This is a genomic window from Chitinophaga pinensis DSM 2588 (assembly GCF_000024005.1).
Lineage (GTDB): Bacteria > Bacteroidota > Bacteroidia > Chitinophagales > Chitinophagaceae > Chitinophaga > Chitinophaga pinensis.
Genome location: NC_013132.1, coordinates 1,269,919 through 1,296,343, shown reverse-complemented (window position 1 = coordinate 1,296,343; position 26,425 = coordinate 1,269,919). Strand labels below are relative to the sequence as shown.

Below are 26,425 nucleotides of genomic sequence, written 5' to 3'. Positions count from 1 at the left end.
TTAATATTGATGTGCTTTCGAAGAATACTCCTTAAACCAGGATACAAATCTGTCTATTCCGTCCTGAAGAGGGGTAGATGGTCTATAGTTAACATAAGCAGCTAATTCACTTGTGTCAGCATAAGTCGAAACAACATCTCCCGGTTGCATCGGCAACATCTTCAGGATAGCTTCCTTACCTGTCGCCTTTTCTATGCATCTGATAAAGTCCATCAGCTGAACAGGCGATGAATTCCCTATATTAAAGATTTTATACAATCCTGAAAACTCACCCTGTGCTTCTCCGCTGTCCTTCTGCTCTTTCTCATTATCAGGCAGCATAATCACCCTGATCACACCTTCTACCACATCATCCACATAGGTAAAGTCACGCGACAACTCTCCGTTGTTAAATACCTTGATCGCTTCTCCTTTCAGAATGGCATTGGTAAACAGGAACGGCGCCATATCCGGACGACCCCAGGGACCATATACCGTAAAGAAGCGCAGACCTGTTGTTTTCAATCCGTACAGGTGACTATATGTATGTGCGAACAGTTCGTTTGCTTTCTTTGTAGCAGCATACAAGCTAACCGGATTGTCAACATTGTCCGTTTCTTCAAACGGCACCTTTTTACTCATACCATATACGCTGCTGGAGCTGGCATATACCAGGTGTTTTACTTTATTGTATCTGCAGCATTCCAGTATATTCATAAACCCGACAACATTACTGTTGACATAAACAAAAGGGTTTTCAAGAGAATAACGAACACCCGGCTGTGCGGCCAGATTACATACTACATCAAACTGTTCATTGCGGAATAACGCAGCAAGATTTTCCTGGTCATCAAGGTTCAATTTGACAAAACGGTAGTTCTTATATTTATCGCTTAATATAAGCTCATTGTAGGCAATCTTATTTTTATCGATACCGGCTTCTGCTAAACGGGCATGTTTCAGATTAATATCATAATACTCATTGATATTATCCAATCCTACTACTTCAAAATTCAACTCCGCTAGTCGTTTTGTTGCGTAATACCCAATAAACCCAGCAGCTCCGGTAACTAATATTTTCATTTGATTTTCACTTGATATGTTATATATATTGAGGTTATTTCTCGGCAAGGATCTGGCGGAAAATTCTTCTGCCAATCAGCAAAATAACAGTCAGGAATCCAAAGAGGAAAGCGCCTATGATAGCGGCCTTCACTTTTCCCAAACGCTCTGTTTTTAACGGCAGAATCGGCTTATCTACGATCTGGATCACTGGCATATCCTGGGCCATCGCAATTTTGCTCAGTTCCAGGTTCTTAATTACTTCTCCGTACATCGTCTGCAGGATCAGCTTATCTCTCAGAGCCAGCTCGCCCCCTACAGTCGCCACCTGTCTTGCAGGGTTCGTGTTAAAGGGTTGTACAGCTGCTGCGGAATAGGTCTTTCTGTTCAGCAGTATCTCCAGTGAATCGGCCTGTCCCTGTAATCTGTCTACACTTATCTTGTTTCTTCTCGTCTTTGTATCGACATAAAAATCGATTGCTTCTCTTACCAGTGTTTCTGTAAACTTTTTGGAGAACGTTTCATTCAACGTAGTAGCTTTTACCGATATAAAGCTCACCTTCGGATTAGGTTTTTCAACTTCCAATTCAGCTTTTACAATACGCTCGTATATAGTACCCAGCACACTGTCCTGCTTCAGGGAATACTGATCTCTCGGGGTAGTGGGCAGGAAATGGAGATTAGCCAGCTCTGGTATCTTCTGCCAGCCTTTTCGCATCTCATTCACCTCAACATAGAGTTCAGCCAGTGTTATTTCGCGGTTATCCACCTTCACAGTGGATAATAATGCTTTTTCCACCATTAAGCGGGATTGCAGAAATTCCATGATATTGTCATCACTGAAAATACCACTTGAGCCGCCACCACCGCCCAGATCCACACCAAACTGACTGGCAATACCCATATATGCACTTAATGGATTACTATTGGCGTCTTCCAGAATGAAGGTAAGCTGACCTATATATTTTTTCTTTTTAACCAAAGACATCAGCACGCCTGCACCTCCTCCTAATATTCCCGCAAGAAGAATGATCAACCATTTACTTAAAAGAAATCTCCACCAGTCTAACAGTTTTAAAACAATCTCTCTTATGGAGATCTCTCCCTGCTGCTTGTTGTGGGAAGTATTGTCTGGATGCATCTGCTCGAAATTAATTTTAGCTTTCTTTTTTGTAATTAGACGGTGCTTACAACTTGTCAATAATGGTAATCACGATCAAAGCCACGGACGCCAGACCTGTCAACAAGCCTACTGCCGCAGGATTTATACCCTTTCTTTCAGGTCTGGTCGGAACGTAGATTTCAGAACCTGGTTTTACTTTAGGAAAGCTATTGAAGAATAACAATTTCCTGGTACTCTTTACCTCTCCGTTGGCATACACGATATAACTTCTGCGCCTCAGTGCCTGGGAGGTAAACCCACCCGCACCACGCACATAAGTTCTGAATGAAGCATTATCGTCAAAGCGTACCTTTTTCGGGAAATATATCTCTCCAAATAACTGTACAGTCTGCAGTTTCTTCGGCACATGAATAATATCGCCTTCTTCCAGTAACAGATCGTATTTAGATCCTGGATGCGCTATAATATTGTTCAGCTCAATACCCAGCAGTTGCCCGTTACGCGCTATACTTGCACGTGTCTTTGCCACATTGATACTGTCAGCGACTTTGCTATAGAATACATCCAGTTTATTTAGCAAAAATGTACTATCGTTCTCCGTATTATAAGTTTTACGAATCAGATAGGCGCCTTCTGCAGATGCTTCCGGACGAAGTCCTCCTGCGCGCTTTATTACATCTGAGATACGTTCTCTCTTTGTGTTTATCGCATATACACCCGGATAAACGAGTTCTCCGTCCAGCATCACGTTTACCTGCTCGCTGTAATTAGGTGCGCGACGCACCACGATTTCGTCGAACGGTTGTAATATAAATGATCCGGCTCCACCAGCAGCCAGGTCTGCACTCACATCAAATTGCTGGGTAATCGCCATACGTGCATCAGAGGAATCATAACCTGCAGTGCTGCGAATACGGCGTGAAATCTCAATATGTTTCAGACTCGCCGCATCTCTCAGCCCACCTGCCATGATAATCAGGTCTTCCAGATGCATACTGTCTCCGTAATTAAAATACCCTGGCTGATTCACTTCTCCCACAATCTTCACAAAATAATTTTCGCGGATACCCAGCTTTGAAAAGATGATTACACTATCCTCACGTATCAGCGAAATATTATTCTTACCAGCTATCACATCCTGCACGTTAAAGTTGATAATGGTAGGTGTATAGTCTTCCTGTAATCTGCGGATGATGCCCCTGGATGTCGCCGCCACTTCCTGTATGCCATCTGCCCTTTTGATCAGATCGGCAATTGTCATTCCATCCTCCAACGCATATTCTCCTGCATGGAAAACAGCGCCTGAAATTGTCACCCTGTTAGTATAGCGATTGATGATCGAATCAATATAAAATCTATCGCCTGATTTCAAACGGAAAGAAGCGACTGAGTCTGCCGGAATGTTTACATATTCTCTTGCCTTGTTATTCACTCTCAATGCCCTGATCACATCTCTGAAGGAATTATCTGTATATCCACCCGCAAAATCAATTACATCCTTCAGCGTTTCATTTTCCTTTGCCTCAAATATCGCCGGACGCTTTACCTCACCAAGCAGTTCGACTCTTCTCTTATAACTGTTTACTTTAACGATATCCTGGTCCTGCAATACAATATTACCTGTCAGATCACCTCTCATGAGGAAATCATACAGGTCGAAAGTGGCTGCCTTCTTTCCGCCTCTGATTACCTCGATAGCCCTGAAAGAACCGTTTTCGTTAGGTCCACCGGACACGTACAGTGCATTTGCCACTGTTGCCAGGGAAGGCAGGGTATAAGTACCCGGACGGAATATATCTCCGATCATGATAACCCTGATACTACGAATATTACCAAGAGAAATCTGAACCGAAGTGTTACCGGCTTTAATACCTGAATAAATGGTACTCAGTTGCGTAGTAATTCTCTTTTTAGCCTCATCCATCGTCAACCCGCTCACATATACCGGTCCTACATAAGGAATTCTGATATACCCGTCAGGATTCACCCTAAGGTTGTGCTGTGCTTCAGAATAACCATATATATCGATAATCAGCTCATCGTCTGCAGCGAGTTTATAGTTAGGAGGAGTTGGCATACGCAGATTAGGCTCGAAAGTCAGATTCTGGGTGCTAAACAGCTCCATACCGAATATTCTGCGGCGACGTACTTCCCTTTCAAAATCTTCTCTGTCCCTTACCTGCCTTAATTTCTGCTGATAATAGTTAATCGTATCCGCATTAGAGCCATTGTAACTACGACCGGTAGAATCCTGATCAAATACACTTCCTGAAGCCTGAGTCGTCAATTCCTTGTCAAGGTTCAGCGATTGGATACGCGCTTTTAATTTGCCAACTTCTGAAGAGGAAATCCCCCTCTGAGCAGCATACCCATCTATTTCACCAAAACTGATGTTCTTCTTTTTCATCTCCGCGACAACCTGTCTGATCTGATCGTCCGAAAGATTATCAACCTTAACCTGACTCAATTGGGCCTGCGACATGCCTGGTACTTGTGCCCGTACACAAAGGCCTACGGTCAGCAATAACAGTTGCAGCAGTAATACTTTTTTCAACATGAATTTATTGGATAACAAATATTCGGATTATTAAATATCGATTTTAAGCCCCTCCACTCAGCAAATTTCGCGCCTGGAAAAAATCCGGTGCAAATCTATTAAAAATAACATATAAATGTTAACGTCATGGAAACCAATTAAATAATTACCATATGAACTTGAAATCAACTCTACGATTGGCTTTGAGAGCTTAATAGCTAATAGTCAAAGCCCAACGATTGCTAATAGTTCGTGATATATATACACTTCTGCCAACATCTACCATGCGTGTTTTATCTTATTTTTTTCCGGGAGACAACCATATAAAAAGGGCCTTTCCGGCCCTCTTTTGTTATATTAATCATGTAAATACTTCCTATAAACACATTTGCAGTAATTTATGATCTGACAAAAAGTGCAGTAATGTCTTTTTCAAAACCAGCCTCCTCTCCATAGATCCATTCCCTGTAGGTCTCAAAATCATTAATATGATGCTTATAGTCTGTCAGACAAACAGTTATCATTTGAACGATTGCCGGAATATGCTCCTCCCTATCCTCGATTTTATACTTTTCAGGTATAGGTACATCTTCTTGGAAAGCAGCAGAGCCTCTCTTACCCGTAATAATACAGCACCTGTAAATGGCTGCCTCCCTCGGAAAGCGGTCTTTCCCCGGATGTTCTCCAAAATCGATATAGACCATCGACTCATTCAGCAACTCTCCCACCTGCGCAGGTGTCATTTTCTGAATAGGGATCCATTTGACCTCCGGCATAGCCGCCATGATCTTTTGGGTAAAAGCCAGTCCTTTTAATGGATTATACAGTACCTGTGGCTTTTTAGCCTGGTGTATATTCGCCCTGGACTGTTGTAAAAAGCTATCATTCAGATAGTCCGACAGATAGCCCGCTTCCATCCCCCATTTCCTGATAAAATCCACTGCATATACGGACTGTGCCAGGTGATAGCTGAACCTGCCCTTGATCTGGCCGGTCATAATCGCCCACTTATACATACCATCCAGCCCCAGTTTCTTTATATAGCGATAGTGTTCGGGGGCTTCTTTCGTCTTGAAAAGATTGTCAACGCTTAACCACCAGCCACATTTGCGGATGTGTTTAAACTGGCCGGCCATGAAGAAAAAGGTCTCCGGCATCACCAGCACGTGTTCTTTCTTATCTTCCAGCTGCGTCACATACTTACAGTTATACTTGACAAAGTTGGGATGCACAGGATTTTCGGCATGGGGATGATAGTAGATAACGGCGTCATACCCCAGTTTTTCAAGTTTATGGCAAAGCTGGTGTAAGAGTTCCGGTCCTCCTGAAGAAAAGGAAGACGGCGCCATTACATAAATTCTGGTATTATGGAATATCTGGATCATTGAGCAATGTACCCTTGTTGGTTTTTATTCGCTTGTTTTCAAATGTTGTCTGACCATATGCAGGGCTGAACCGACCACCTGGTGCATATCATAATAGCGGTATTCAGCCAGCCGACCTCCGAAAATGACGTCCGTTTCCTTATCCGCCAGCTCCTTATATTTCTTGTAGACACCCGCATTTGTATCGTCATTAATAGGATAATACGGCTCCAGTCCTTTCGTCCATTCCTGCGGATATTCCCTGGTAATAATAGTCGTCGGCTGCTGACCAAATTCGAAATGCTTATGCTCAATAATACGGGTGTAGGGCACTTCCCTTTCCGTATAATTCACCACGGCATTTCCCTGGTAGTTGTCGGTCGTCAGTTCCTGGTGCTCAAAGCGCAGACTTCTGTACTCCAGCATCCCAAAACGGTAGTTATAAAACTCATCCAGCTGACCGGTAAACACGACTCTTTTGGCCAGGGCAGACAGTTCCTCCCGGGCGGAAAAGAAGTCGGTATTCAGTCTTACCTCGATACCTTCCAGTAAGCGATCTATCAGCAGATTATAGCCACCGATCGGTATCCCCTGGTATTTGTCGTTGAAGTAGTTATTGTTATAGGTAAAACGTAATGGTAAGCGCTTGATGATAAAGGCTGGCAGCTCACTGGCTTTCCTTCCCCATTGCTTCTCGGTATATCCCTTGATCAGTTTTTCATAAATATCCACCCCGACCAGCGATAAAGCCTGCTCCTCCAGGTTCTGCGGATCACTGATATGCAGTGCCGCCACCTGTTCAGCAATTTTATCTTTTGCCTCCTGGGGCGTCTTCACCTTCCACAGCTGATGGAAGGTATTCATGTTGAACGGGAGATTGTACAATTCATCCTTGTATACTGCCAATGGGGAATTGACGTAGTTATTGAACATTACAAAGGAATTCACATAATCCCATATGGGCTTATCGTTTGTATGAAAGATATGCGCGCCATACTTATGCACGTTAATACCATTGACGTTTTCACAAAAGACATTTCCGCCGCTATGCTGACGTCTGTCTATCACCAGCACCTTCTTTCCGGCTTTCCTGCACTCCCGGGCAAATACAGCCCCGAATAGGCCACTACCGACTATCAAAAAGTCAAATTCCGTCATTTAATCAAGTTTGTATATAAGGCTGCCGGCTGCTACCAGGAGAGTTTTTCATGCTACAGTTGACAGTCATCCAAATGGTATCGGGGAGCAAAGCTATTAAAAATAAGATACAAATATTAGGGAGGTGAAAACCAGGCAGATTGATCAGTTTAGCCTTTACTTGATAATTTTTCGGTTATTTATCAATCCATTTCGGGCATTTTTTACGTTTGTATCATTATAATTGCCGGCCCTGCCGACAGCACAACTGTACATCGATCCCAAAATCTACAACATCCCCCAAACCATGAGTTTTTCTACATTCCAAGCTCATTTACTGGAAAACGCAGATTTCCTGAAGCCAGTTGCCATGGCACTGACCAAGGACCCGGAAGCTGCCAAAGACCTTTACCAGGAGACACTTTACAAAGCACTGAAAAACAAGGACAAATATCTCGAAGGCAGTAACATCCGTGCCTGGTTGTATACCATTATGCGCAACCTTTTTATCAATGAATACAGACGCGCCGCCAAACACTCCACTACCGCCGAGATCACGCCCAACATTACCAACAACACCCTGGCCGAAGTAAATGCAGAAAACATGCTCCGTACAAAAGAAATAAAGGGAACCCTTTACAAGCTCCCTTTATCTTTTAAGAAACCATTGCTGTTGTACTGCGATGGCTTCAAATATCATGAAATTGCGGAAATGCTACATGAACCGATGGGTACGATCAAAAGCCGTATTCACCTGGCCCGTAAACTGCTTTGTACAACTATGCCACGCCATTAAGCCGGCCTGCCGTATACAAGTCGCAGGTAACGTCTTTCAATGCTGGATCTGTAGAGAAAAAATGGCAATTGCACCAATGCAAAGACCAATAGCAATACCGGATGCGGCCATATATAAAACAGGGCGGCAAACGTCACCAGTAATCGTGCATATTCCAGGAAAAATACCCAGCGACGCTGTTCCATAATAGCGCCACTGTTAATGAGTGTCAGGAATATGGCCAGGGTCACGCAGACCTGTACAAACGCAGGCACATAGTGCTCAAATAATAAGAAGAGGAATAAAACCAGCAGAATGGTTCCTACCTGCCAGACTACATACTGCTGTAGTTTGTGCGACCCCGCTTCTGCCGTACTGCGGAACAGGTATCGTTCCTCCAGCTTCGCACGTATCGTCGGATCAATATTATCAGGTTTACCAAATATGACCTTCCACCGGGCCCTGAATCCGCTGGTCTGTTTGAGCGTATAAGCTATTTCCAGCAGGAAGTGAAAGTGTTGCCACAGGAAACTATGGCTGTCCAGCGGTTTGGTCAGCCCGTATTCCGGCTCCTCTTCCTCTTCCACAAAGGTGCCAAACAGTTTATCCCATATGATAAACACATCGCCGTAGTTCTTGTCCAGGTACTTCTCATTGGAAGCATGATGTACCCGGTGATGGGAAGGCGTCACCAGGATGTATTCCAGTATGCCCAGTTTACCGATCGTGCGGGTATGTATAAAAAACGGATAGATACCATGCAGCAGCTGTACACTGATGATCATAGCAGGTGGAAATCCGATAACGGGTAATACCGACCAGAAACACATCCTGAAAAATGCCTGGAATACAGTAATACGCGCCGATACCGTATAATTGAAATCCTCGCTCTGATGATGCACCACGTGTGCGCCCCAGAGCACATTCACTTCATGCGCCCAGCGGTGATACCAATACCAGATAAAGTCAGTTAGAATAAGCAGGGCTACCCACAGCAGGACGCTGGAGCGGATGTTAAATACCCCGAAATGAGTGTGCAGATAGTCGTAGATAAAATAGAAAATACCTACCGTAAAGGTATCCAGCAGCCTTTCTGCGATACCTACATTAATGTTGCTGACGGAACTACTGAAGCCGAAATAATTCTTTCCTGTTTTCTTAGCCACCAGATATTCAATACCCATCAGTCCCAGGAATAGCGGAACGGCCCATGCCATGTGGTTTAAATGCACGCGAATAAAGTTTCGGATTACGGGTTTTCTCTATTGTTTGGTGGCCAACGGAGCGAAATCGAAACAATATTACAATATTTCCCTGATAATAGTCTATCAATTTTATAGACAATGAAAACCAATTACAAATGTGCACCGGAGCACACATCTGCAATTGGTATCAGGTATTAGAATCTGGCGCGAAAACCGATTGGTATCTCCTTTTTCTCAAAGGAGGGTTCATGCTGGTTCATTACTTCAGCAATTGTCATAGGTTGTGTAATAGTCGTATTGAAACCCTGTTTGCCGGAAAGCTGCTGTGCTTTCGGAACCGACAGTTTACCAAACTCATATTTGGCGATCAGTCTGCCCTTACGTAACAAGGCGCTGTCTATCTGTGAAAGGTCGCTGTTGAAGGTACATACGATCTGTACATTCATACAATCTGCCAGTAAACCGTCAGAAAGGTTCAGCAGATTGGATACGGAGGAATTACCGGTTGATTTTCTGTCCATAATAATGTTCTCCGCATCCTCAATGACCAGGATCGTGTTCGGATTATCTATCAGAAGGGAAATAAAGTCAGGCTGCATCAGGTTAGCCGCTACAGAAGGTGCCAGGAACATGACCCGTTTCTTCAGCCTTCCTATCAGGTAACGCAGATAAGTGGTTTTACCCGTACCAGGCAGTCCGTGTAACAGCACAATACCTTTATCATCATTGGTATTCAGGCGCTTATAGATCATTTGATCAATCGTCTTGAAATCATCCTCATAGTACAGGGCCAGATCCAGCTGCGTCCGCTTGAATTCCATGGCTTTGAGCTTCAGACCACGCTCACCAAAAGAGATCAGGTTGATTTCGAATTTCTTTCTCTTTTCACGGATCCGGTGTTTTCGTACCAGGGTGGTAACATCGGCGATGAAAGCGGCTGCATTGCCATTATGCAGGATTTCGCAGTAATCATCTCCGAATTCCACCATACATTCATTCGGCATAATGACCAGGGCAATATCGTGCTTGTATTCCTTCTCCTTGTCACCGACCTCCTCTCTGCTATATATCCTGATGATATCCTTTTCGTAGGCCTTTTTAAAAGCGGCCAGGGCTTTTTCGCCGTTTATTGTATAAATGAAGCTAACATTAGGAATTGCATTAAAGTAATACAGATAGAAAGGGCTGCTTTCTAGCAAACCATTCCCAAAAATACTAGATCCTCCAATCGTCCGCTGCTGTGAAATATTCTCCATGCTTTTCAAATAAGTCTGCAAATGTACATGTTTCAATGGGTTATCATATACCGGAACGCTCCTGGCGTCCGGCAATGACAACATGGGGGTTAATGCAAATTAAGATGAAACAAAACTATGTTGATGAATAATCGTCATTTGATTTAAGCGGGGCAGGAATACCCCGCTTTACGTTAACTAATTGTACCTACTCAATCCAAAATATCATAAAAAAACCCGGTCAGCTGACAGCAGACCGGGTTATAACGACAACGTATATACTGCGTTATCGCATACCAGGTCTTGTTAGCATCAATTGCATTGATGCTATGCTCCATTCCTTTGAATGGCCGTGGCTTCTATGTCTTTTTATCCGTTCGCCTTTCATTCAGTTTTGCTGAAAAAAAAAGCCCCGGGTACTTGTCCCGGGGCTTGTTATATATACGAATTAATCTTCTCTATATAAAACTATTACATGCCCGGAACCAGTTGCCACGAACCTCTAAAGAGGATGCTGGCGCTGTGTTCATGTGAATTTGTTTATTGAGCATGTTTTAAATAGTTTATCCGTTAATGATGGTGCAAATATATGATGTTATTTTGGTCTTTAACAATTTTTTTGCACTTTTTTTCTTATCAACCTGCAAATATTTCCTGCTCACACGCCCATCCCTGCTGCTTATGCGTTGATAACCATTGACACGCAAAATCCCTGCTATATCATATTCGTATATACGTCGCAGATATGAAATACCGGTGACTATTTACGTCACCGGTAATGATAGTATTCCGAAGGGTTTCCAAAGCCAACAGACGAAGAGAGGTCGACCTATTTATTATATTAATAGCATACTTTCTGCTTCTTCATCAGCAGCATTCAGGATCCTGCTGCTTTGTACGTCTTCCTCCACAGCACCTTCATATTCTTTTGCCAACCGCTGCATCTGGCGGATGTGACGTTCAATATGTTTAGTGAGGAAGTAGATGTACTGGTAGATATCCAGTTTACCCAGGTGGTTGACAGAGAGGTTGGTGAGTACCAGCATGCCTTCGCCGTTCTTCAGTAAACTGAGATTATACATACACTGTGCAAACTGTTGTTTGAGCAGCGCTCTCACATCTCTCATATCCTGCAATCCGCTTGGTTCCAGGTGTTCTGGTCTTACCCATTCAAAGGAACGGCTGCCTATCACATCTATCTTATCAAACTTCTCCATGTAATCAGCGGGAATAATGATAGACTTGGCGGCATGTCTGCGATCCAGCGCTCTGCGGGTACTCTTATTAATAATAAGTAACAAAAAATAGTTGGTCAGGCTAATATGCTCCAGCACTTCCCGGATATTCCACTGGTCTGTATCCGGTTTAAAGTGTAACAGGTCGAAATCTTTTTCGAACCAGGTATCTAACTCCCTGAAGTTTGTAAGCAATGCCTCTCTTACTGATTGAATTACGTTTCTCATGATCTGTCGATTTGGGGTTATGCACCTGACCAGCTCCACTTTCTGTACGCCTTGTGGCACATAACAGTATTTATAGAATAAAAATAAAAAACCCGGCTCCATCAAATGGGCCGGGTAGCATATAGATAAGTTCTATGTTGGCTACATACCACGCCCATTAGGCCTCCTTAAGGAGAAGCCATCCTTTCGTACAGTAATCACCGGCTTTACCAGGCGATATATATACATTACAGTTATCACACAGTTGTCTTGCTCAATCATCATTTAGATTCTTCAAAAGCAAAAAGTCCCGCAATCTCTGCGGGACCTTTGTTATATCATTTGATAACTTATTTCGTTAACAATTGGTGCAACATACCCGCAACCTATTTCTGGCCTGCTTCTTCTTACAGGACATCGCCGAAATAGTATATTTTGGATTGCGTTTCATTTCATTTATTGCTTGCACAAAGATATTTTTTATTTTTTTTATTTCCGCATTTTTCCTAATAAACTTTTTCGATGCCCCTATCAATTTTTTGTTAACAGGCATGTATATCTCAAATCAGTATGCCTGTCAATATATTATATGCTTCGTGCCTGTCACCCTGTTGCGGTAAAAGCTCCACACACCTCGCTGCTGTCTTGTCTTCATCGCATATCACATCCTGTTATTCCTCCCCAACCTTCATACTGCCAGCACTGCACTACCTACCTGATTCCTTTACCGGGACTGACATCTGCACTTATCTAAAACAGCTTCAACTGCACCTGTGGCCTTTCAAAGAGGGACGTATTGAACTCAAAACGCTCCTGGTTTAATCCTACCCGCTTCGTATGCACTTTAAACTGCTGCTTGATAAGATCAGCCATGTTTCCCTCTCCTCTCATACGCCTGCCGAAATCACTGTCATTCACATTACCGCCATGCATACTCTCAATATGATGCCACACCTTATCTGCCCTGTCAGGAAAGTTCTTATATAACCAGTCATTAAAGATGATCTTTACCGCATCGTTCAGCCGAACGACCGTGTAGCCTGCAAACTTCGCACCATTTGCTGCCGCCGCTTCCAGTAAGGCCGGCATTTCATGATCATTCAGGCCCGGTATCATCGGCGCTGTCATCACCCCCACCGGAATTCCCAGCTCACTCAGCTCTTTCACAATCTTGAAACGCTGTGCAGCCGTAGTTGTACGCGGCTCCATCTTCTGACGCAGATCCTCCTGCATCGTAGTAATGGAAACGTATACACATACCAGATCATGCCGGGCCATCTGCTGCAGGATGTACTTATCCCGCAGTACCAGCGAATTCTTTGTGATAATACCAATAGGTTGTTTGTAATCCAGCGCTATCGACAAGAGCTGCCGGGTCAGAAACATTTTACGCTCCAGCGGCTGATAACAATCTGTATTCCCTGAAAGGGAAATGGGCTTGGGCACCCAGCTTTTATTATCGAGGAATTTCTTCAATAACTCAGGCGCATTCCGCTTCACCACAATCTTACGCTCGAAATCCAGTCCGGCACTCATTCCCCAGAACTGATGCGCATTACGTGCATAACAATAGATACAACCATGCTCACAGCCCTGATAGGGATTCATAGAATACCACATACCCACATCCGGACTGTCCACCTTATTGACCAAGGTCTTTGCATGTTCTTCCAGGATCTGTGTAGGCACATCTGCCTGCCACCACTCGTCAATCCCCTCTACATGCTCCTGCGCATACTCATTCCGGAGAAATTTATTCTTCGGATTTAACTGGGCTCCACGTCCTTTATAGTAGGGATTTTCAGGTATCCCCTCCTGAAATGGCAAGGTCATACAGCTAATATTTTTAGTAAAAATACTAAATTAATTAGCTATCAGCCAAATCATATTATTTCCATCTTCTGCATAAGGAACGTCGCATTCTTATTACGTGCCACTCCTTCCCGGATCCGGTAGTCAAAGAAGAGCTGGTCATCCTTAATGGTGCTTTCAAAACAATAGTTCCGGATCCGTTGCGGATAAGTTTCCTCCAGGTGGCCCAGTTCCAGGTCATGTGTAGCAATCATCCCCAGACAATGATATTGCAGGAAATGTTCTATTAGTCTGCGGGATCCTGACAGTTTATCTTCCGAGTTGGTACCCTTCAATATTTCATCCAGCAGGATAAACACACGCTCCCCTCCTTTCAGCACTTCCACGATCTGTTGGAGCCGTAATAATTCCGCCTGGAAATAAGACGTATGCTTCGCAATGGAATCCTTGATACGCATAGAAGTCATGATCTGCATCGGACTGCAACTAAAGCTCTCTGCACATACCGGCATACCACACATGCCCATCAGCAGGTTACTGCCTACACTGCGCAGGAAGGTACTTTTACCGCTCATGTTAGACCCTGTAATGATCAGGAACTCCTGTGGATTTCCTATACTGATACCGTTTCTCACACATTCTTCTGCCGGGATTAACGGATGGCCGATACCTGTTGCAATCAAACGGGACGTTTCACCTGTGATTGTAGGATAAATATAGGCAGGGTGATTATAGGCAAAGGTGGCCATACTATTCCATACCTCCATCCGGGCTATCACATCCAGCCAGCCCTGTACCTCTTCCTTATTGCGCTCCTTCCATTTCTCCAGGGCAAACACACAATGCAGGTCATACAATACCAGGCTATTCAAGGCAAGTCCTACCAGCTGATTCAGGCGCTGGTCCATGGCACTGCATATCCTTGACAACTGGTGTAAAGCATTATTGGCGGCCGTCGCCTTTCCCTGCTGTTCTTTTAGCAATACTGCACTACCGGCACTTTCCGCATTAATCAGTCGCAATAACAGCGCAAAACGGCCAAAGGTCTTTTCTTTATTAGATAGCAACTGATGCTGATCACCTACTTTCTTCATATTCGCCCCCAGTATGAGCAGGTTGATACAAAAGAAGCAGGTAAAGAGATAGTATTGATCAGTGACAAAATAGAAGACGGCTCCCACTACCAGCAATGCCGGCATGAGCCAGCGTGCGATGTTCAGCCACTTTTTGTCCAGAAATTCCAGTGGCAGCGATAACCATTTTTTCAGTCCGGCCACATCTTCCGGCTGCTCATTGGTCAATGCCGCATGTACGGCAAACAGCTGTCTGAACTTAAATCTTGGGGCCAGTTCTCTGATCACCGCCTGATGCTGTGCGATCTGTTCCACTCCCTGTAAAGGCGTTTTCAGCGCATCTGCAAGGGCGTTACTACCCAACAGCGTCCCTGTGCGATTCACATGAGCATAGAGAGAAGCATGTCCGAATACATCCAGATCGCCGGTATAAGGATGCTGTTCATCCGCGAAGCGCCCTCCATCATCAAATCCTGATTGTCCCGAAGCCGCCAGTTGCCACTCTTTTTCATTCAGTTCCAGGAACGTCTTCAGCAAGGTGAGTTTTTCCTGCTGCGACAAATAGCGGATCAGCAACACCACAAATCCCCCCAGCAGTACAATAGCCGCTGCCAGCCAGGTATAATCGAAATGCCGGCTGAAGAAAGCATATCCACAGTACAATGCGGCTACAAAAAATGCCAGCCTTGTCCAGCCAAGTATACTCAGACGACGTTGTACCTGTGAAATCTCTGCCTTGTAATCATTAATCTGTTGCTCGTATATAGCCAGGGGCGTCATGGGTTACGGATTAGTTTTGTTATAAACAGGTCCAAAAATACTCATCCTTCGCATAAATGCGAAGGATGAGCAAGTTGAAAGACTTTATTATTGAGTAATAATTACGCGTACTGTTTCTTCAGCAGCTGCGGATATTCCTGGCTTACTTTCAGGATCAGCTCACCAAACAGGGTGTTCGCCCAGGCAAACCATTTACGGGTATATTTAGTTGGATCATCCTTGTGATAAGACTCATGTATAAAGCCGGTATCGCCGTCTGTATTACGCAGGGTTTTGATACACTCAGCGATTTCATCCGGATTGCTGCTGGTCAGCGCTTTCATGATGATACTCATTGGCCAGATGTAGTCAGGGCCGGTGTGCGGACTACCTACACCATCACCATATTTACCTTTATAGAACCAGCAATGGAAAGTGCTCCATACAAAGTGACGGGAGTTCTGATACAGCGGATCGTCAGCAGTTGTATAACCCAGGTAAGGGATAGACAGCAGACTTGGTACATTGGTATCATCCAGGAACAGGCGGTTACCGTAACCATCCACTTCCAGCGGATACATATGCCCCAGCTGCGGATGTTCTACGATCGCATAAGCCTTGATCGCTCTGTCCACTTCGTCAGCCAGTTCTGTACATTCTTTTGCAAAAGCGGCGTCTTTGAATACCACTTCACTGATCTCGCTCAGCTGACGCAGGGATACTACGGCAAACATGTTGGACGGGATCAGGAATGGGAACACAGTCGCATCATCAGAAGGACGGAACAGGGAAACGATCAGTCCAACCGGCTGTATCGGTGCACCCCAACCGCCATTTGGCGCAGTATCTGACTGGATCGGGGTCTTACGCTGGAATTTGTAAGGCCCTTTACCCTCTTTACGCTGCTGCTCTTTGAAAGTTTTCACGATCAGTTTAGCGGCTTTTTTGTACGTATCATCCAGTACACTTGCATCACCACTTACTTTCCAATAGTTATAAGCCAGACGCACGGTGTAACACAGGGAGTCAATTTCCCATTTACGCTCATGCAGCTCAGGTTTCATTTCGGTCAGATCGGAATCCCACTCACTACCGGTCGGTCCTTCGTTGAAGGCATTTGCATACGGATCGATCAGTACGCATTTGGTCTGCCTGTTCACCACACCCGCGATCAGTTGTTTCAGTTTATCGTCTTCTTTTATCAGAGACAGGTAAGGCCATACCTGCGCAGTGGAGTCGCGCAGCCACATTGCGTGGATATCGCCGGTCAGTACAAATGTGTCCGGACGACCATTTTCTACCTTAAACTGTACGGTAGTATCCAGGGTGTTCGGAAAACAGTTCTCAAACATCCAGGCCAGTTTCTGGTCAGCGATCTCCTTTTTAATATTCGTGATCGCCTTTTCAACTGCCTGACTGGTAAACTTACGTTGTGCCAGCGGAGGACGTTGGGAAGTATAACCCAGCGGATTACTGAATACCGCCTTAGGGAAACCCAGCGCCACAGCGCCTGCCAGCAAACTGCTGTTTCTGATAAAATCTCTTCTTGCCACCATTGCTGATATAGATTTTTCTATTACGATTGCATTTGTTTCTACGACCTGCAACTCATAAACGTGAATAATAGGGTGAAAATAAAAAAATACGGCAATATTCCACAGTTACGATTTTCGTAAATTACGGACTTTACCGGCTCCACGTTTGCCGTAACCACGTTCAAACACCAGAACAATATGACTGACAACCTATCAAACAAGGTCCGTATCGTAACGGCAGCCTCTCTTTTTGACGGACACGATGCAGCCATTAATATTATGCGCCGCATTATGCAGGCAAAAGGCGCGGAAGTGATCCATCTGGGCCACAACCGTTCGGCAGCGGAAATTGTGGACTGTGCCATCCAGGAAGATGCCCAGGGTATTGCCATTACCTCTTACCAGGGTGGACACCTTGAATTTTTCAAGTACATGTATGACCTCCTCCGGGAAAAAGGATGCGGTCACATTAAAATATTTGGCGGTGGCGGAGGTACCATCCTCCCTTCCGAAATAGCAGAACTACATCAATACGGTATTACCCGGCTTTACTCTCCTGACGATGGCCGCCAGATGGGACTGGAAGGAATGATTGAAGATGTGATTAAACAATGCGACTTTACCACTACCAAAGGACTGAACGGCCATTTACAGGAACTGCCTTCCCGCAATGATAAACTGATTGCCCAGGCCATTACCGTAGCGGAAAATGATCAGTTGCCCGATGCGCTTCCCTCTGCAAAAACAGGGGCTGGCGTCGTTTTAGGGATCACCGGTACCGGCGGGGCCGGTAAAAGTAGTGTGACAGATGAAATAGTACGCCGCTTCCTCCGCAGTTTCGATCAGCAGACCATTGCCGTTATTTCTGTGGATCCTTCCAAGAAAAAAACCGGTGGCGCCCTCCTCGGAGACCGTATCCGTATGAATGCGATCCACCATCCCCGGGCCTATATGCGCTCCCTGGCTACCAGGGAAAGCGATAAAGCCGTCAGCGCACACGTACAGGAAGCGATCGATATCTGTAAAACAGCCGGTTTTGACTTGATCATACTGGAAACTTCCGGCATCGGCCAGAGCGATACCGCCATTACTGATCACTGTGACGTGGCCCTCTATGTGATGACGCCAGAATATGGCGCTGCTTCTCAGCTGGAAAAGATCAATATGCTGGATTATGCAGACGTCATCGCTATCAACAAGTTTGATAAAGCAGGCGCCCTGGATGCACTCCATGACGTACGCAAACAATTTAAACGCAATCATAGCCTCTGGACCGCTACCGACGATCAATTACCGGTTATCGGCACAATCGCATCCCAGTTCAACGACCATGGCATTAACCAGCTGTTTGAAAAATTGCTGGCGGTGATCGATGAGAAAAAAGCCGTCCGTTTCGGTAATGTAACACATGAAACAACAGACGCGACTACCACCAAATCGCAGATCATTCCGCCCTCCCGGGTACGTTATCTGGCGGAAATCAATGAAAGCATCCGCGATTATGGAAAGTGGGTAGACGAACAATGCAATATTGCCACCCGTCTGTATCAATTAGAGGGAGCCGCTTCCCTGTTGAATGAGGGTCAGCAGAAAACCATAAAAGATATTGCCGATCACCTGCGCACCCAGCTGCACCCTGAATGCCAGCAATTACTGGGCAACTGGCCGGCGCTGAAAAAACAATATACGGCTCCTTTCTACGAATTCCAGGTAAGAGATAAAGTAATCAAACTTCCGCTTTACAGCGAAAGTCTTTCAAAGTCTTCAATACCCAAAATCAGTTTATCGAGATATAACGACTGGGGTGATATCCTCCGCTGGCAACTGACCGAAAATCTGCCAGGTGAGTTTCCTTATGCGGCAGGTGTATTCCCACTGAAAAGAGAAGGAGAAGATCCTACCCGTATGTTTGCTGGTGAAGGCGGGCCGGAACGTACCAATAAACGCTTCCACTACGTATCCGTCGATCAGCCGGCTAAGCGCCTCAGTACTGCATTTGACAGTGTAACCCTGTATGGAGAAGATCCTGCACACCGCCCGGATATTTACGGAAAGGTAGGTAACTCAGGGGTCAGCATTGCCACTGTGGATGATGCTAAAAAGCTGTATAGCGGTTTCGATCTCTGCGATCCGAAGACATCTGTGTCTATGACTATTAATGGTCCGGCGCCGATACTACTCGCCTTCTTCATGAATGCCGCCATTGATCAGCAGTGTGAAAAATATATTGCTGCGAATGGTCTGACTGATAAAGTGAATGCCCTGATCAAAGCAAAGTTCAGCGATAATCCGCTACCCCATTACAACGGAGATCTGCCTCATGGCAATGATGGTCTGGGGTTAAAGTTGTTAGGGATTTCCGGTGATGAAGTACTGGAAAAAGAAGTCTATGAAAAGATAAAGGCACATGCATTATCCACTGCGCGAGGTACCGTGCAGGCCGATATTCTGAAGGAAGATCAGGCACAGAATACCTGTATTTTCTCCACTGAATTTGCACTGAAACTGATGGGGGACGTGCAGGAATATTTTATCAGTCAGAAAGTACGCAACTTCTACTCTGTGAGCATTTCGGGTTATCATATTGCAGAAGCAGGCGCTAATCCTATTACGCAGCTGGCCTTTACATTGTCGAATGGTTTTACCTATGTAGAGTATTACCTGAGTCGCGGTATGCATATCGACGACTTTGCGCCTAATCTCTCGTTCTTCTTCAGCAATGGTATGGACCCTGAATATGCGGTGATAGGTCGTGTAGCACGCAGGATCTGGGCTAAAGCGATTAAATACAAATACAAAGGCAACGACCGTTCGCAGAAACTAAAATATCATATTCAGACTTCCGGCCGTAGTCTGCACGCACAGGAAATTGACTTCAACGATATCCGCACCACCTTACAGGCATTATACGCCATTTACGATAACTGTAATTCATTACATACAAACGCCTATGACGAGGCCATTACCACGCCTACAGAAGAAAGCGTGCGCAGGGCAATGGCTATTCAGCTGATCATCAACCGGGAATTAGGTACTGCGAAAAATGAAAATCCGACACAGGGATCTTTCTTTATCGAAGAACTGACTGACCTGGTAGAAGAAGCTGTAATGGCCGAATTCCAGCGTATTACGGAAAGAGGCGGCGTATTGGGAGCGATGGAAAGAATGTATCAGCGTAACAAGATCCAGGAGGAAAGTCTGCATTATGAATCGCTCAAACATACCGGCGAATATCCGATTGTCGGTGTGAATACATTCCTGAATAAGAAAGGCTCTCCGACAGTTATTCCGGAAGAGGTGATCCGTTCCACACAGGAAGAAAAAGAGTTCCAGATCAATACGCTGACCGCCTTCCATCAGCGACATCATCACCGCAGCACTGCTGCATTACAACAACTTCAGCAGGTGGCGATCAACAATGGTAACCTCTTTGAAGAATTAATGGAAACCGTTAAACATTGCTCTCTCGGACAAATTACACATGCACTTTATGAAGTAGGTGGCCAGTACAGAAGGAATATGTAATCATAAACCGGTTAAAACCGCTGCCTTCTTCGAATAAATAGCTAATTCTTCGTACTACACCCTTACTACGCCGTTATTACGCCGCTATCTCTTCGTTCAGGAACGGAGAAATAGCGGCGTAATAACGGAATAATGAGCCTTTAATGGGATAAATAAAGCGCGGATCAGCCACCATGGGGGATGTAAAGAAGTACCATTTTTGACAGCAAGATGAGTTGAACGGACAATTATTTATAGCGCAGATAAGTGGTTATGGCTGAGGAGGCTATATATCATCTATCATTTTAGTTTCATTTCGAAATGGTTCTTTTGGGATTTGTTGTATTTATTCGCAGCAAAAAAACGCCTATAAATAAAATGCCCCTGCATAAAAAATTTATGCAGGGGAAGAAAATCTACACGAGGCAAAATGCGCATCGCTAGATTTCATTGACGTGGAATTAGATAATATTTTACGTGGAATCTATAAAACGTGGAACTTATAAAAGCTAATATTCTAACATGGAATTACATAAAAGCATTAACGTAGAATTATATAAAAGCACTAACATGGAAATTTATAAAAGCGTGTTTTTACGTAACATGGAATAATATAAAAGCAATATGTTTGAATCTCTACATTTCTTCGTTCATTTGAATTTCTTTCGTAGCGGGTCTTCAAATTGGCAATTGCTACCTTAGAAACTCAGATTTAAATTTTGGCCTTTCAGATACTTTCGTTTCGTTACACAATCTTAATTAAATTTTTGTTAATAAAAAACATTTTTAACATCTTTTTTTTAAAAATAATAAGTGTAAAAAATACGAAATTATAAGCAAATAAGCCATAGTGGCTGATTTAAATGATTTTAACCATTACTTTCAAAGTATTTGTATTTTACGTTCTGATAGCATTTTTTATATGTATACGAAAGAAATAGAAATCACTTTGCTTCAATTAGCAAAGGACCTGTTAGGAAAATTGCAGCAAAAAGAAACTATCCAGGACCTGGATAGTACGCTGGAGAACCTGCGCCGGGTTATTATTTATAATGACTGGCGTTACTATGTGCAAAGTGACCCCGTTTTAAGTGATTACGAATATGATCAGTTGTTTGCCTGGTTGAAAGAACTGGAAACCGCTAATCCTGACAAAGTCAGCGCTGACTCCCCCACGCAGCGCGTTGCACTGGGTATTTCAAAGAATTTCCCCACAGTACAGCACCTGGTACCGATGCTGAGTCTGGAAAACTCCTACAATGCAGATGATCTTAATGACTGGGACCGCAAGGCACGTGAGATCAGCGGACTGACAGACATCGAGTATTGTATTGAACCCAAGTTTGACGGCGCCAGTATTTCCCTCATTTATGAGAATGATAAGCTGACCCGTGGCGCCACCCGTGGCGATGGCGTATCCGGAGAAGATATTACCGCAAATATCAGACAGATACGTTCTATTCCGCTGAGTGCACACTTCGCAGCCCATGGTATTCAATCCATAGAGATAAGAGGAGAAGTGTTGATCAATAAGAATACGTTCAAAGCATATAATGACCAGCGTGCAGCTGATAACCTGCCTCCGCTGGCCAATCCGCGTAATGCGGCTTCAGGTTCACTCCGGATGGTAGATCCGCGTGAAGTAGCCAAACGCGGACTGGAAGCATTCCTCTACCACATGAGCTATCACGTGATGGATGATGGAAAAACCGAACCACAAGAGATCAAAACACACAGCAATACCCTGCAGCTGCTTGCCAGCCTTGGCTTCCGCTCTCCTGCAAAGGAAATGAAAGTGGTAAAAGGCATCCAGGCAGTCATTGATTATGTACTGGAATTTGAAAAGGAAAGAGACAATCTGCCTTATGAAATAGATGGTATGGTGATCAAGGTGAATGATTATGCCTTGCAGGACAAACTGGGTATGACCACACACCATCCCCGCTGGGCAATGGCGTACAAGTTCAAAGCCAGACAGGCGACCAGTAAATTACGCAGGGTTGAATTCCAGGTAGGACGTACCGGTTCCGTTACGCCTGTTGCGAAAATCGATCCTGTACCTATAGGCGGTGTTACGGTTGGTTCCATTTCATTGTTCAATGAAGATGTCGTAAAAGAAAAGGACCTGAAAATAGGCGATACCGTACTGGTAGAAAGAGCGGGCGACGTGATTCCTTACATCGTGAAATCACTTGCAGATCTGCGCGATGGTACTGAGGAAGAGATTAAATTTCCTACGGAATGTCCGGTGTGTAATGAACCACTGTTCAAACCAGAGGGTGAAAGCGTATGGCGCTGTATCAACCTGATGTGCGAGGCACAGGTAGTGGAGAGAATGATTCATTTCGTCAGCAAAGACGCGATGGATATCCGTAGTCTGGGTGAGAGCAACGTTCGTAAATTCTATGGCCTGGGACTGATGAAAGATATTCCAGGCATCTATAAAATAGACTTCGCCCAACTGGAAAAGCTGGAAGGCTTTGGTAAGAAATCGTTGACCAACCTGCAAAGCGCCATAGAGCAGTCAAAAACGCAACCTTTACATAGACTGATCTTCGGTCTGGGTATTCGTTATGTCGGTGAAACTACGGCCAAGACACTCGCAAATGCCGTTAATCACCTGCTGGATCTTAAAGACTGGACAGAAGAGCAGTTACTCGCACTGGAAGATATCGGACCAAAAGTAGCCGGTAGTATCAACCAGTTCTTCCACCTGGATGACAGTATTCATATGCTGCAGGAATTAGAAGCGTTGGGGCTGAATCTGAAAAGCACTAAAGCAGATCATCCAGGCGGCGGTAATCTTGACGGACAAACCTTCCTTTTTACCGGTACGCTGAACAAGCTGAAACGCAATGATGCAGAAGCGATGGTAGAGCAACAGGGAGGTAAAATATTAAGCGGCGTAAGCAGCAAACTGAACTTCCTGATTGTAGGTGATGATGCCGGCAGTAAACTGGAGAAAGCGAAAAAAATCAACACGATCAGGATACTGAGTGAAGATGAATTCCTGAACCTGATTCAATCACAGGCACCGGTTACGGAATCATAAAGCAGACGAGCAGCATGGATGATAAATATTATATGCAGCAGGCGCTTCGTGAAGCCCGTAAAGCATTTGATGCAGGAGAGGTACCTGTTGGCGCTATCGTGGTACTGAGCGATAAGATCATTGGTAAAGGCAGCAACCAGGTAGAAATGCTGAACGACTGTACCGCACATGCAGAAATGCTGGCATTAACAGCGGCTTTCAATTACCTGGGCAGCAAGTATCTCATGGAAGCCACCTTATACGTAACGCTGGAACCCTGCCTGATGTGTGCAGGTGCGCTTTACTGGAGCAAGATCGGACGTATCGTATATGCGGCAAAAGATGAAAAAAACAGTTATCGCAGAGTAGCAGGCGCTACTTCTCCTTTCCATCCCAAAACGAAAGTAGAGCAAGGGCCTTGTGAAGAAGAGAGTCTGCAGTTAGTGAAGACCTTCTTCGAACAGCGAAGAAAATAAACGAAAGCGGCGTTGCCTCACCAGAGACAACGCCGCTTTTCTTTCAGCAATATATATAGCTTTTAATTTTTCTTTTCCATCAGTTTGTTCATCGCCATCATCTGCTGCATAGTATGATCCATTCCTTCGGAGGAACCATCCAGGAAGATCACATTTCCTTTACTATTTTCAGCGAAATGTTTGATTGCTTCTGTCCACATAGAGAAAAGGATTACGGAAGTATCCAGGTTAGCCTGCTGCATTTCTTTGGCTGCCATGGTCATACCTTTTGCCACCTCTTCGCGGAACAAAGCCACACCCATACCACGTAACTGTGCAGCCTGACGTTCTGCTTCGGCAGCGATCTTAATCGCATTACCATCTGCTTCAGCGGCTTTGGTTTTTGTGATCAGCAATGCCTGACCTTCGTTCTCAGCAGCAGCTTTCAGGTTATTGGAAGCTACCACCTGCGCCATGGATTTCATGATCGCATCATCGAAGGTAATGTCGTTCATCTGGAGATCCTGTAAATGAAAACCCCAGGCTTCCAGGGTCTGATCGATCTGTTCTTTTACGTGTTCAGTGATATCGCGACGCAGACCCAGAACTTCTGACTGACGTTTGGTAGCCACAAAACCACGAATAGAACCCTCAATGGTACGTACCAGTGCCTGCATGAAGCTACGTTCATCCACAAACTTAAATGCTACGTTTTTGATGGTTTCTTCGTCCTGGTTCCATACGGAATAGAGCAGCATGGCCTTAAAGTAAACATTGGCCTGGTCAACGGTAATAGCCTGGAATTCCAGTTCTACCGAGCGGTTCTGGATAGAGATGCGTTTAAATACCTTTTCAACCAGTGGAATTTTAAAATTCAGGCCAGGGAAGAGAATCCGGTTATACTTTCCGAAGATAGTGGTGACGCCGATTGTACCCTGCTGTACGGTTACGAAACTTGACAATAGGATAAACAGGATAATGACGCCGATTACAATGTATGCAATACTCATAATTTGGAGTTTATGAGTATAAATGTATGATAAAAGACGGCAATATGGAAATGACTTTACCTGAGAATGTTAAGATTCATAAAAGAGACAAACAACGGACGAAAGCCGAGTTAAAAACACAACGAATGAATGTTAAATTCGCTTAGGTCATATTCTTTGTTTCCTTGTAAAGTAAATGTATACGTCGTCAAGTTCGATCTGCTTCAATTGATAAGCAAGCCGGGTTCTGAGATCCCCCGTCTCATCCTTGATCTTTTTATATTGATATTTCAACATTTCATATCTCGCCATTATCTCCTCTGCTGTTGCTGAACGGTCAAGTTGCAAGATACTCAACGCACTTTCATCTGTAATCATAGCAATAGGGGTTTCGGATGTCTTTCTAACGTTTAAAAAATCTGTTTTTCTAATGCCACTAATTTAGTCGACTTTATCCTGGCATCAAATACCCAAGCTTGGGTATTTTTACCTGTATTTCCTCTAACCACCTACAGTTTACACTACATAATTTATTGATAACCAACCTTTCTTGCTAAAGCGATTAATTCGGTTGTATTACGGACTTTCAGCTTGATCCGGATATTTTTACGATGTGTTTCTATAGTATAACGACTAAGATTTAACTCAGCGGCTATCTCTTTGTTATTCAATCCCTTTACAGTGAGTTTGAGAATATCTTTCTCACGCGGGGTGAGTTTACTGATGAGATCTTCATGTTTACGACGCATGACATCCAGCATGGCTTCAGTTAGCTGGTCATTGGTATCCATGGCCATGGTCATATCTACAAATGCACAGATCACCTCTTTCACACCACCGGCTTCATCCCTGCTGTAAGGAATAGCAATGCCTGTCAGCCAGCGCCAGTTTTCGGCGCCCCGTTTACGAAACCGCAAGACTCCCCCAAATACATTCTTATTCTCTTTGAACGACTGTTGGGCTATGACAGCCAGTTCAAAATCATCGGGATGCATGACTTTTTTAAAGAAATCCAATCCCAAGCTATTCATTTCCGCTAAAGTGTATCCTGTTACATCTTCCATATAGCGGTTACACCAGTTGATCGTTTTGGAATTATTCTGGTGAGTATAAAGCATAGCGGGGAAATGGTCTAAAAGACTTTCCAGTGACTGGATGCGGGTCTTTAACAGTTCATTTTCCTTTTGTAAGGCGTTGAGGGAATAGCTCTGGCCCATGTCCGAATCTGTCAACATACATTAAGTTTTATACAAACAATAGCTGAAACTTAAGGGCTCAGGAGTGACATAGCAAACCTGATCCTACGCAACGCAGGATTGTCTAGTATTGTAACTTTCAAGTTTAAACGAACAGGAATGTAACACGAAAATTTGTTACAACGCTTAACGTAAATATAAAATAAAAAAGTA

Annotated in this window: 18 protein-coding genes; 4 read left to right on the top strand and 14 right to left on the bottom strand. The window is 44.3% G+C overall.

Annotated features, from left to right (window positions below; genetic code table 11):
- The 5 genes from CPIN_RS05335 to glf all read right to left on the bottom strand — a co-directional run bounded on the left by CPIN_RS05335 (position 1) and on the right by glf (position 7,222).
- Positions 1-1,062: an NAD-dependent epimerase gene (locus CPIN_RS05335; protein ID WP_012788754.1), complete on the bottom strand. Its 1,062-nt coding sequence runs from the start codon at positions 1,060-1,062 to the stop codon at positions 1-3.
- Positions 1,063-1,096: 34 nt separating this feature from the next.
- A complete protein-coding gene (locus tag CPIN_RS05330; RefSeq protein WP_012788753.1) occupies positions 1,097-2,182 on the bottom strand; it encodes a hypothetical protein in 1,086 nt (361 codons plus the stop codon).
- A gap of 46 nt (positions 2,183-2,228) precedes the next feature.
- A complete protein-coding gene (locus tag CPIN_RS05325) occupies positions 2,229-4,721 on the bottom strand; it encodes an SLBB domain-containing protein (protein ID WP_012788752.1) in 2,493 nt (830 codons plus the stop codon).
- 377 nt (positions 4,722-5,098) lie between these two features.
- Positions 5,099-6,085: a hypothetical protein gene (locus tag CPIN_RS05320; RefSeq protein ID WP_012788751.1), complete on the bottom strand. Its 987-nt coding sequence runs from the start codon at positions 6,083-6,085 to the stop codon at positions 5,099-5,101.
- 24 nt (positions 6,086-6,109) lie between these two features.
- The gene (gene glf / locus CPIN_RS05315; RefSeq protein ID WP_012788750.1) at positions 6,110-7,222 is read right to left on the bottom strand and encodes a UDP-galactopyranose mutase; all 1,113 of its coding nucleotides are present in this window, start codon (positions 7,220-7,222) and stop codon (positions 6,110-6,112) included.
- A 286-nt stretch (positions 7,223-7,508) separates the two neighbouring features.
- Between glf and CPIN_RS05310 the strand changes: the two genes are divergently transcribed.
- A complete protein-coding gene (locus tag CPIN_RS05310; protein ID WP_012788749.1) occupies positions 7,509-7,997 on the top strand; it encodes an RNA polymerase sigma factor in 489 nt (162 codons plus the stop codon).
- Here the strand turns inward: CPIN_RS05310 and CPIN_RS05305 are convergent.
- The 6 genes from CPIN_RS05305 to CPIN_RS05275 all read right to left on the bottom strand — a co-directional run bounded on the left by CPIN_RS05305 (position 7,994) and on the right by CPIN_RS05275 (position 17,058).
- Positions 7,994-9,193, bottom strand: a complete 1,200-nt coding sequence (locus tag CPIN_RS05305) for a sterol desaturase family protein (protein ID WP_012788748.1) — start codon at positions 9,191-9,193, stop codon at positions 7,994-7,996. The two genes, CPIN_RS05310 and CPIN_RS05305, sit on opposite strands and share 4 nt — an antisense overlap.
- A gap of 182 nt (positions 9,194-9,375) precedes the next feature.
- Positions 9,376-10,437: an AAA family ATPase gene (locus tag CPIN_RS05300; protein ID WP_044220898.1), complete on the bottom strand. Its 1,062-nt coding sequence runs from the start codon at positions 10,435-10,437 to the stop codon at positions 9,376-9,378.
- An 815-nt stretch (positions 10,438-11,252) separates the two neighbouring features.
- Complete coding sequence (locus CPIN_RS05295; RefSeq protein WP_187294744.1) at positions 11,253-11,879, bottom strand: DinB family protein; 627 nt, start codon at positions 11,877-11,879, stop codon at positions 11,253-11,255.
- Positions 11,880-12,608: 729 nt separating this feature from the next.
- Positions 12,609-13,691, bottom strand: a complete 1,083-nt coding sequence (locus tag CPIN_RS05285) for a PA0069 family radical SAM protein (RefSeq protein WP_012788745.1) — start codon at positions 13,689-13,691, stop codon at positions 12,609-12,611.
- A gap of 50 nt (positions 13,692-13,741) precedes the next feature.
- Positions 13,742-15,523: a MutS-related protein gene (locus CPIN_RS05280; RefSeq protein WP_012788744.1), complete on the bottom strand. Its 1,782-nt coding sequence runs from the start codon at positions 15,521-15,523 to the stop codon at positions 13,742-13,744.
- 101 nt (positions 15,524-15,624) lie between these two features.
- Positions 15,625-17,058 (bottom strand): glycoside hydrolase family 125 protein, encoded by a 1,434-nt coding sequence (locus CPIN_RS05275; RefSeq protein ID WP_012788743.1) that lies wholly within the window; start codon positions 17,056-17,058, stop codon positions 15,625-15,627.
- Positions 17,059-17,235: 177 nt separating this feature from the next.
- Here CPIN_RS05275 and CPIN_RS05270 point away from each other — a divergent pair, with 177 nt between their 5' ends.
- From CPIN_RS05270 to CPIN_RS05260, 3 genes are all read left to right on the top strand, one after another.
- Entirely contained in the window at positions 17,236-20,562 is a 3,327-nt protein-coding gene (locus tag CPIN_RS05270; RefSeq protein WP_012788742.1) for a methylmalonyl-CoA mutase family protein, read from the top strand.
- Between the two features lie 901 nt (positions 20,563-21,463).
- Positions 21,464-23,593: an NAD-dependent DNA ligase LigA gene (gene ligA, locus CPIN_RS05265; RefSeq protein ID WP_012788740.1), complete on the top strand. Its 2,130-nt coding sequence runs from the start codon at positions 21,464-21,466 to the stop codon at positions 23,591-23,593.
- A gap of 14 nt (positions 23,594-23,607) precedes the next feature.
- Positions 23,608-24,048 carry a nucleoside deaminase gene (locus CPIN_RS05260; RefSeq protein WP_012788739.1) on the top strand — a complete coding sequence of 147 codons (441 nt, stop codon included), beginning with the start codon at positions 23,608-23,610 and terminating at the stop codon, positions 24,046-24,048.
- A gap of 62 nt (positions 24,049-24,110) precedes the next feature.
- Here the strand turns inward: CPIN_RS05260 and CPIN_RS05255 are convergent, their stop codons facing one another.
- The 3 genes from CPIN_RS05255 to CPIN_RS36350 form a co-directional block, all read right to left on the bottom strand.
- Entirely contained in the window at positions 24,111-25,037 is a 927-nt protein-coding gene (locus tag CPIN_RS05255; RefSeq protein ID WP_012788738.1) for an SPFH domain-containing protein, read from the bottom strand.
- 147 nt (positions 25,038-25,184) lie between these two features.
- Positions 25,185-25,394, bottom strand: a complete 210-nt coding sequence (locus CPIN_RS38895; protein WP_012788737.1) for a hypothetical protein — start codon at positions 25,392-25,394, stop codon at positions 25,185-25,187.
- A gap of 152 nt (positions 25,395-25,546) precedes the next feature.
- Positions 25,547-26,251, bottom strand: coding sequence for a LuxR C-terminal-related transcriptional regulator (locus CPIN_RS36350; RefSeq protein ID WP_012788736.1), 705 nt, complete (start codon positions 26,249-26,251; stop codon positions 25,547-25,549).
- Positions 26,252-26,425: the final 174 nt, after the last annotated feature.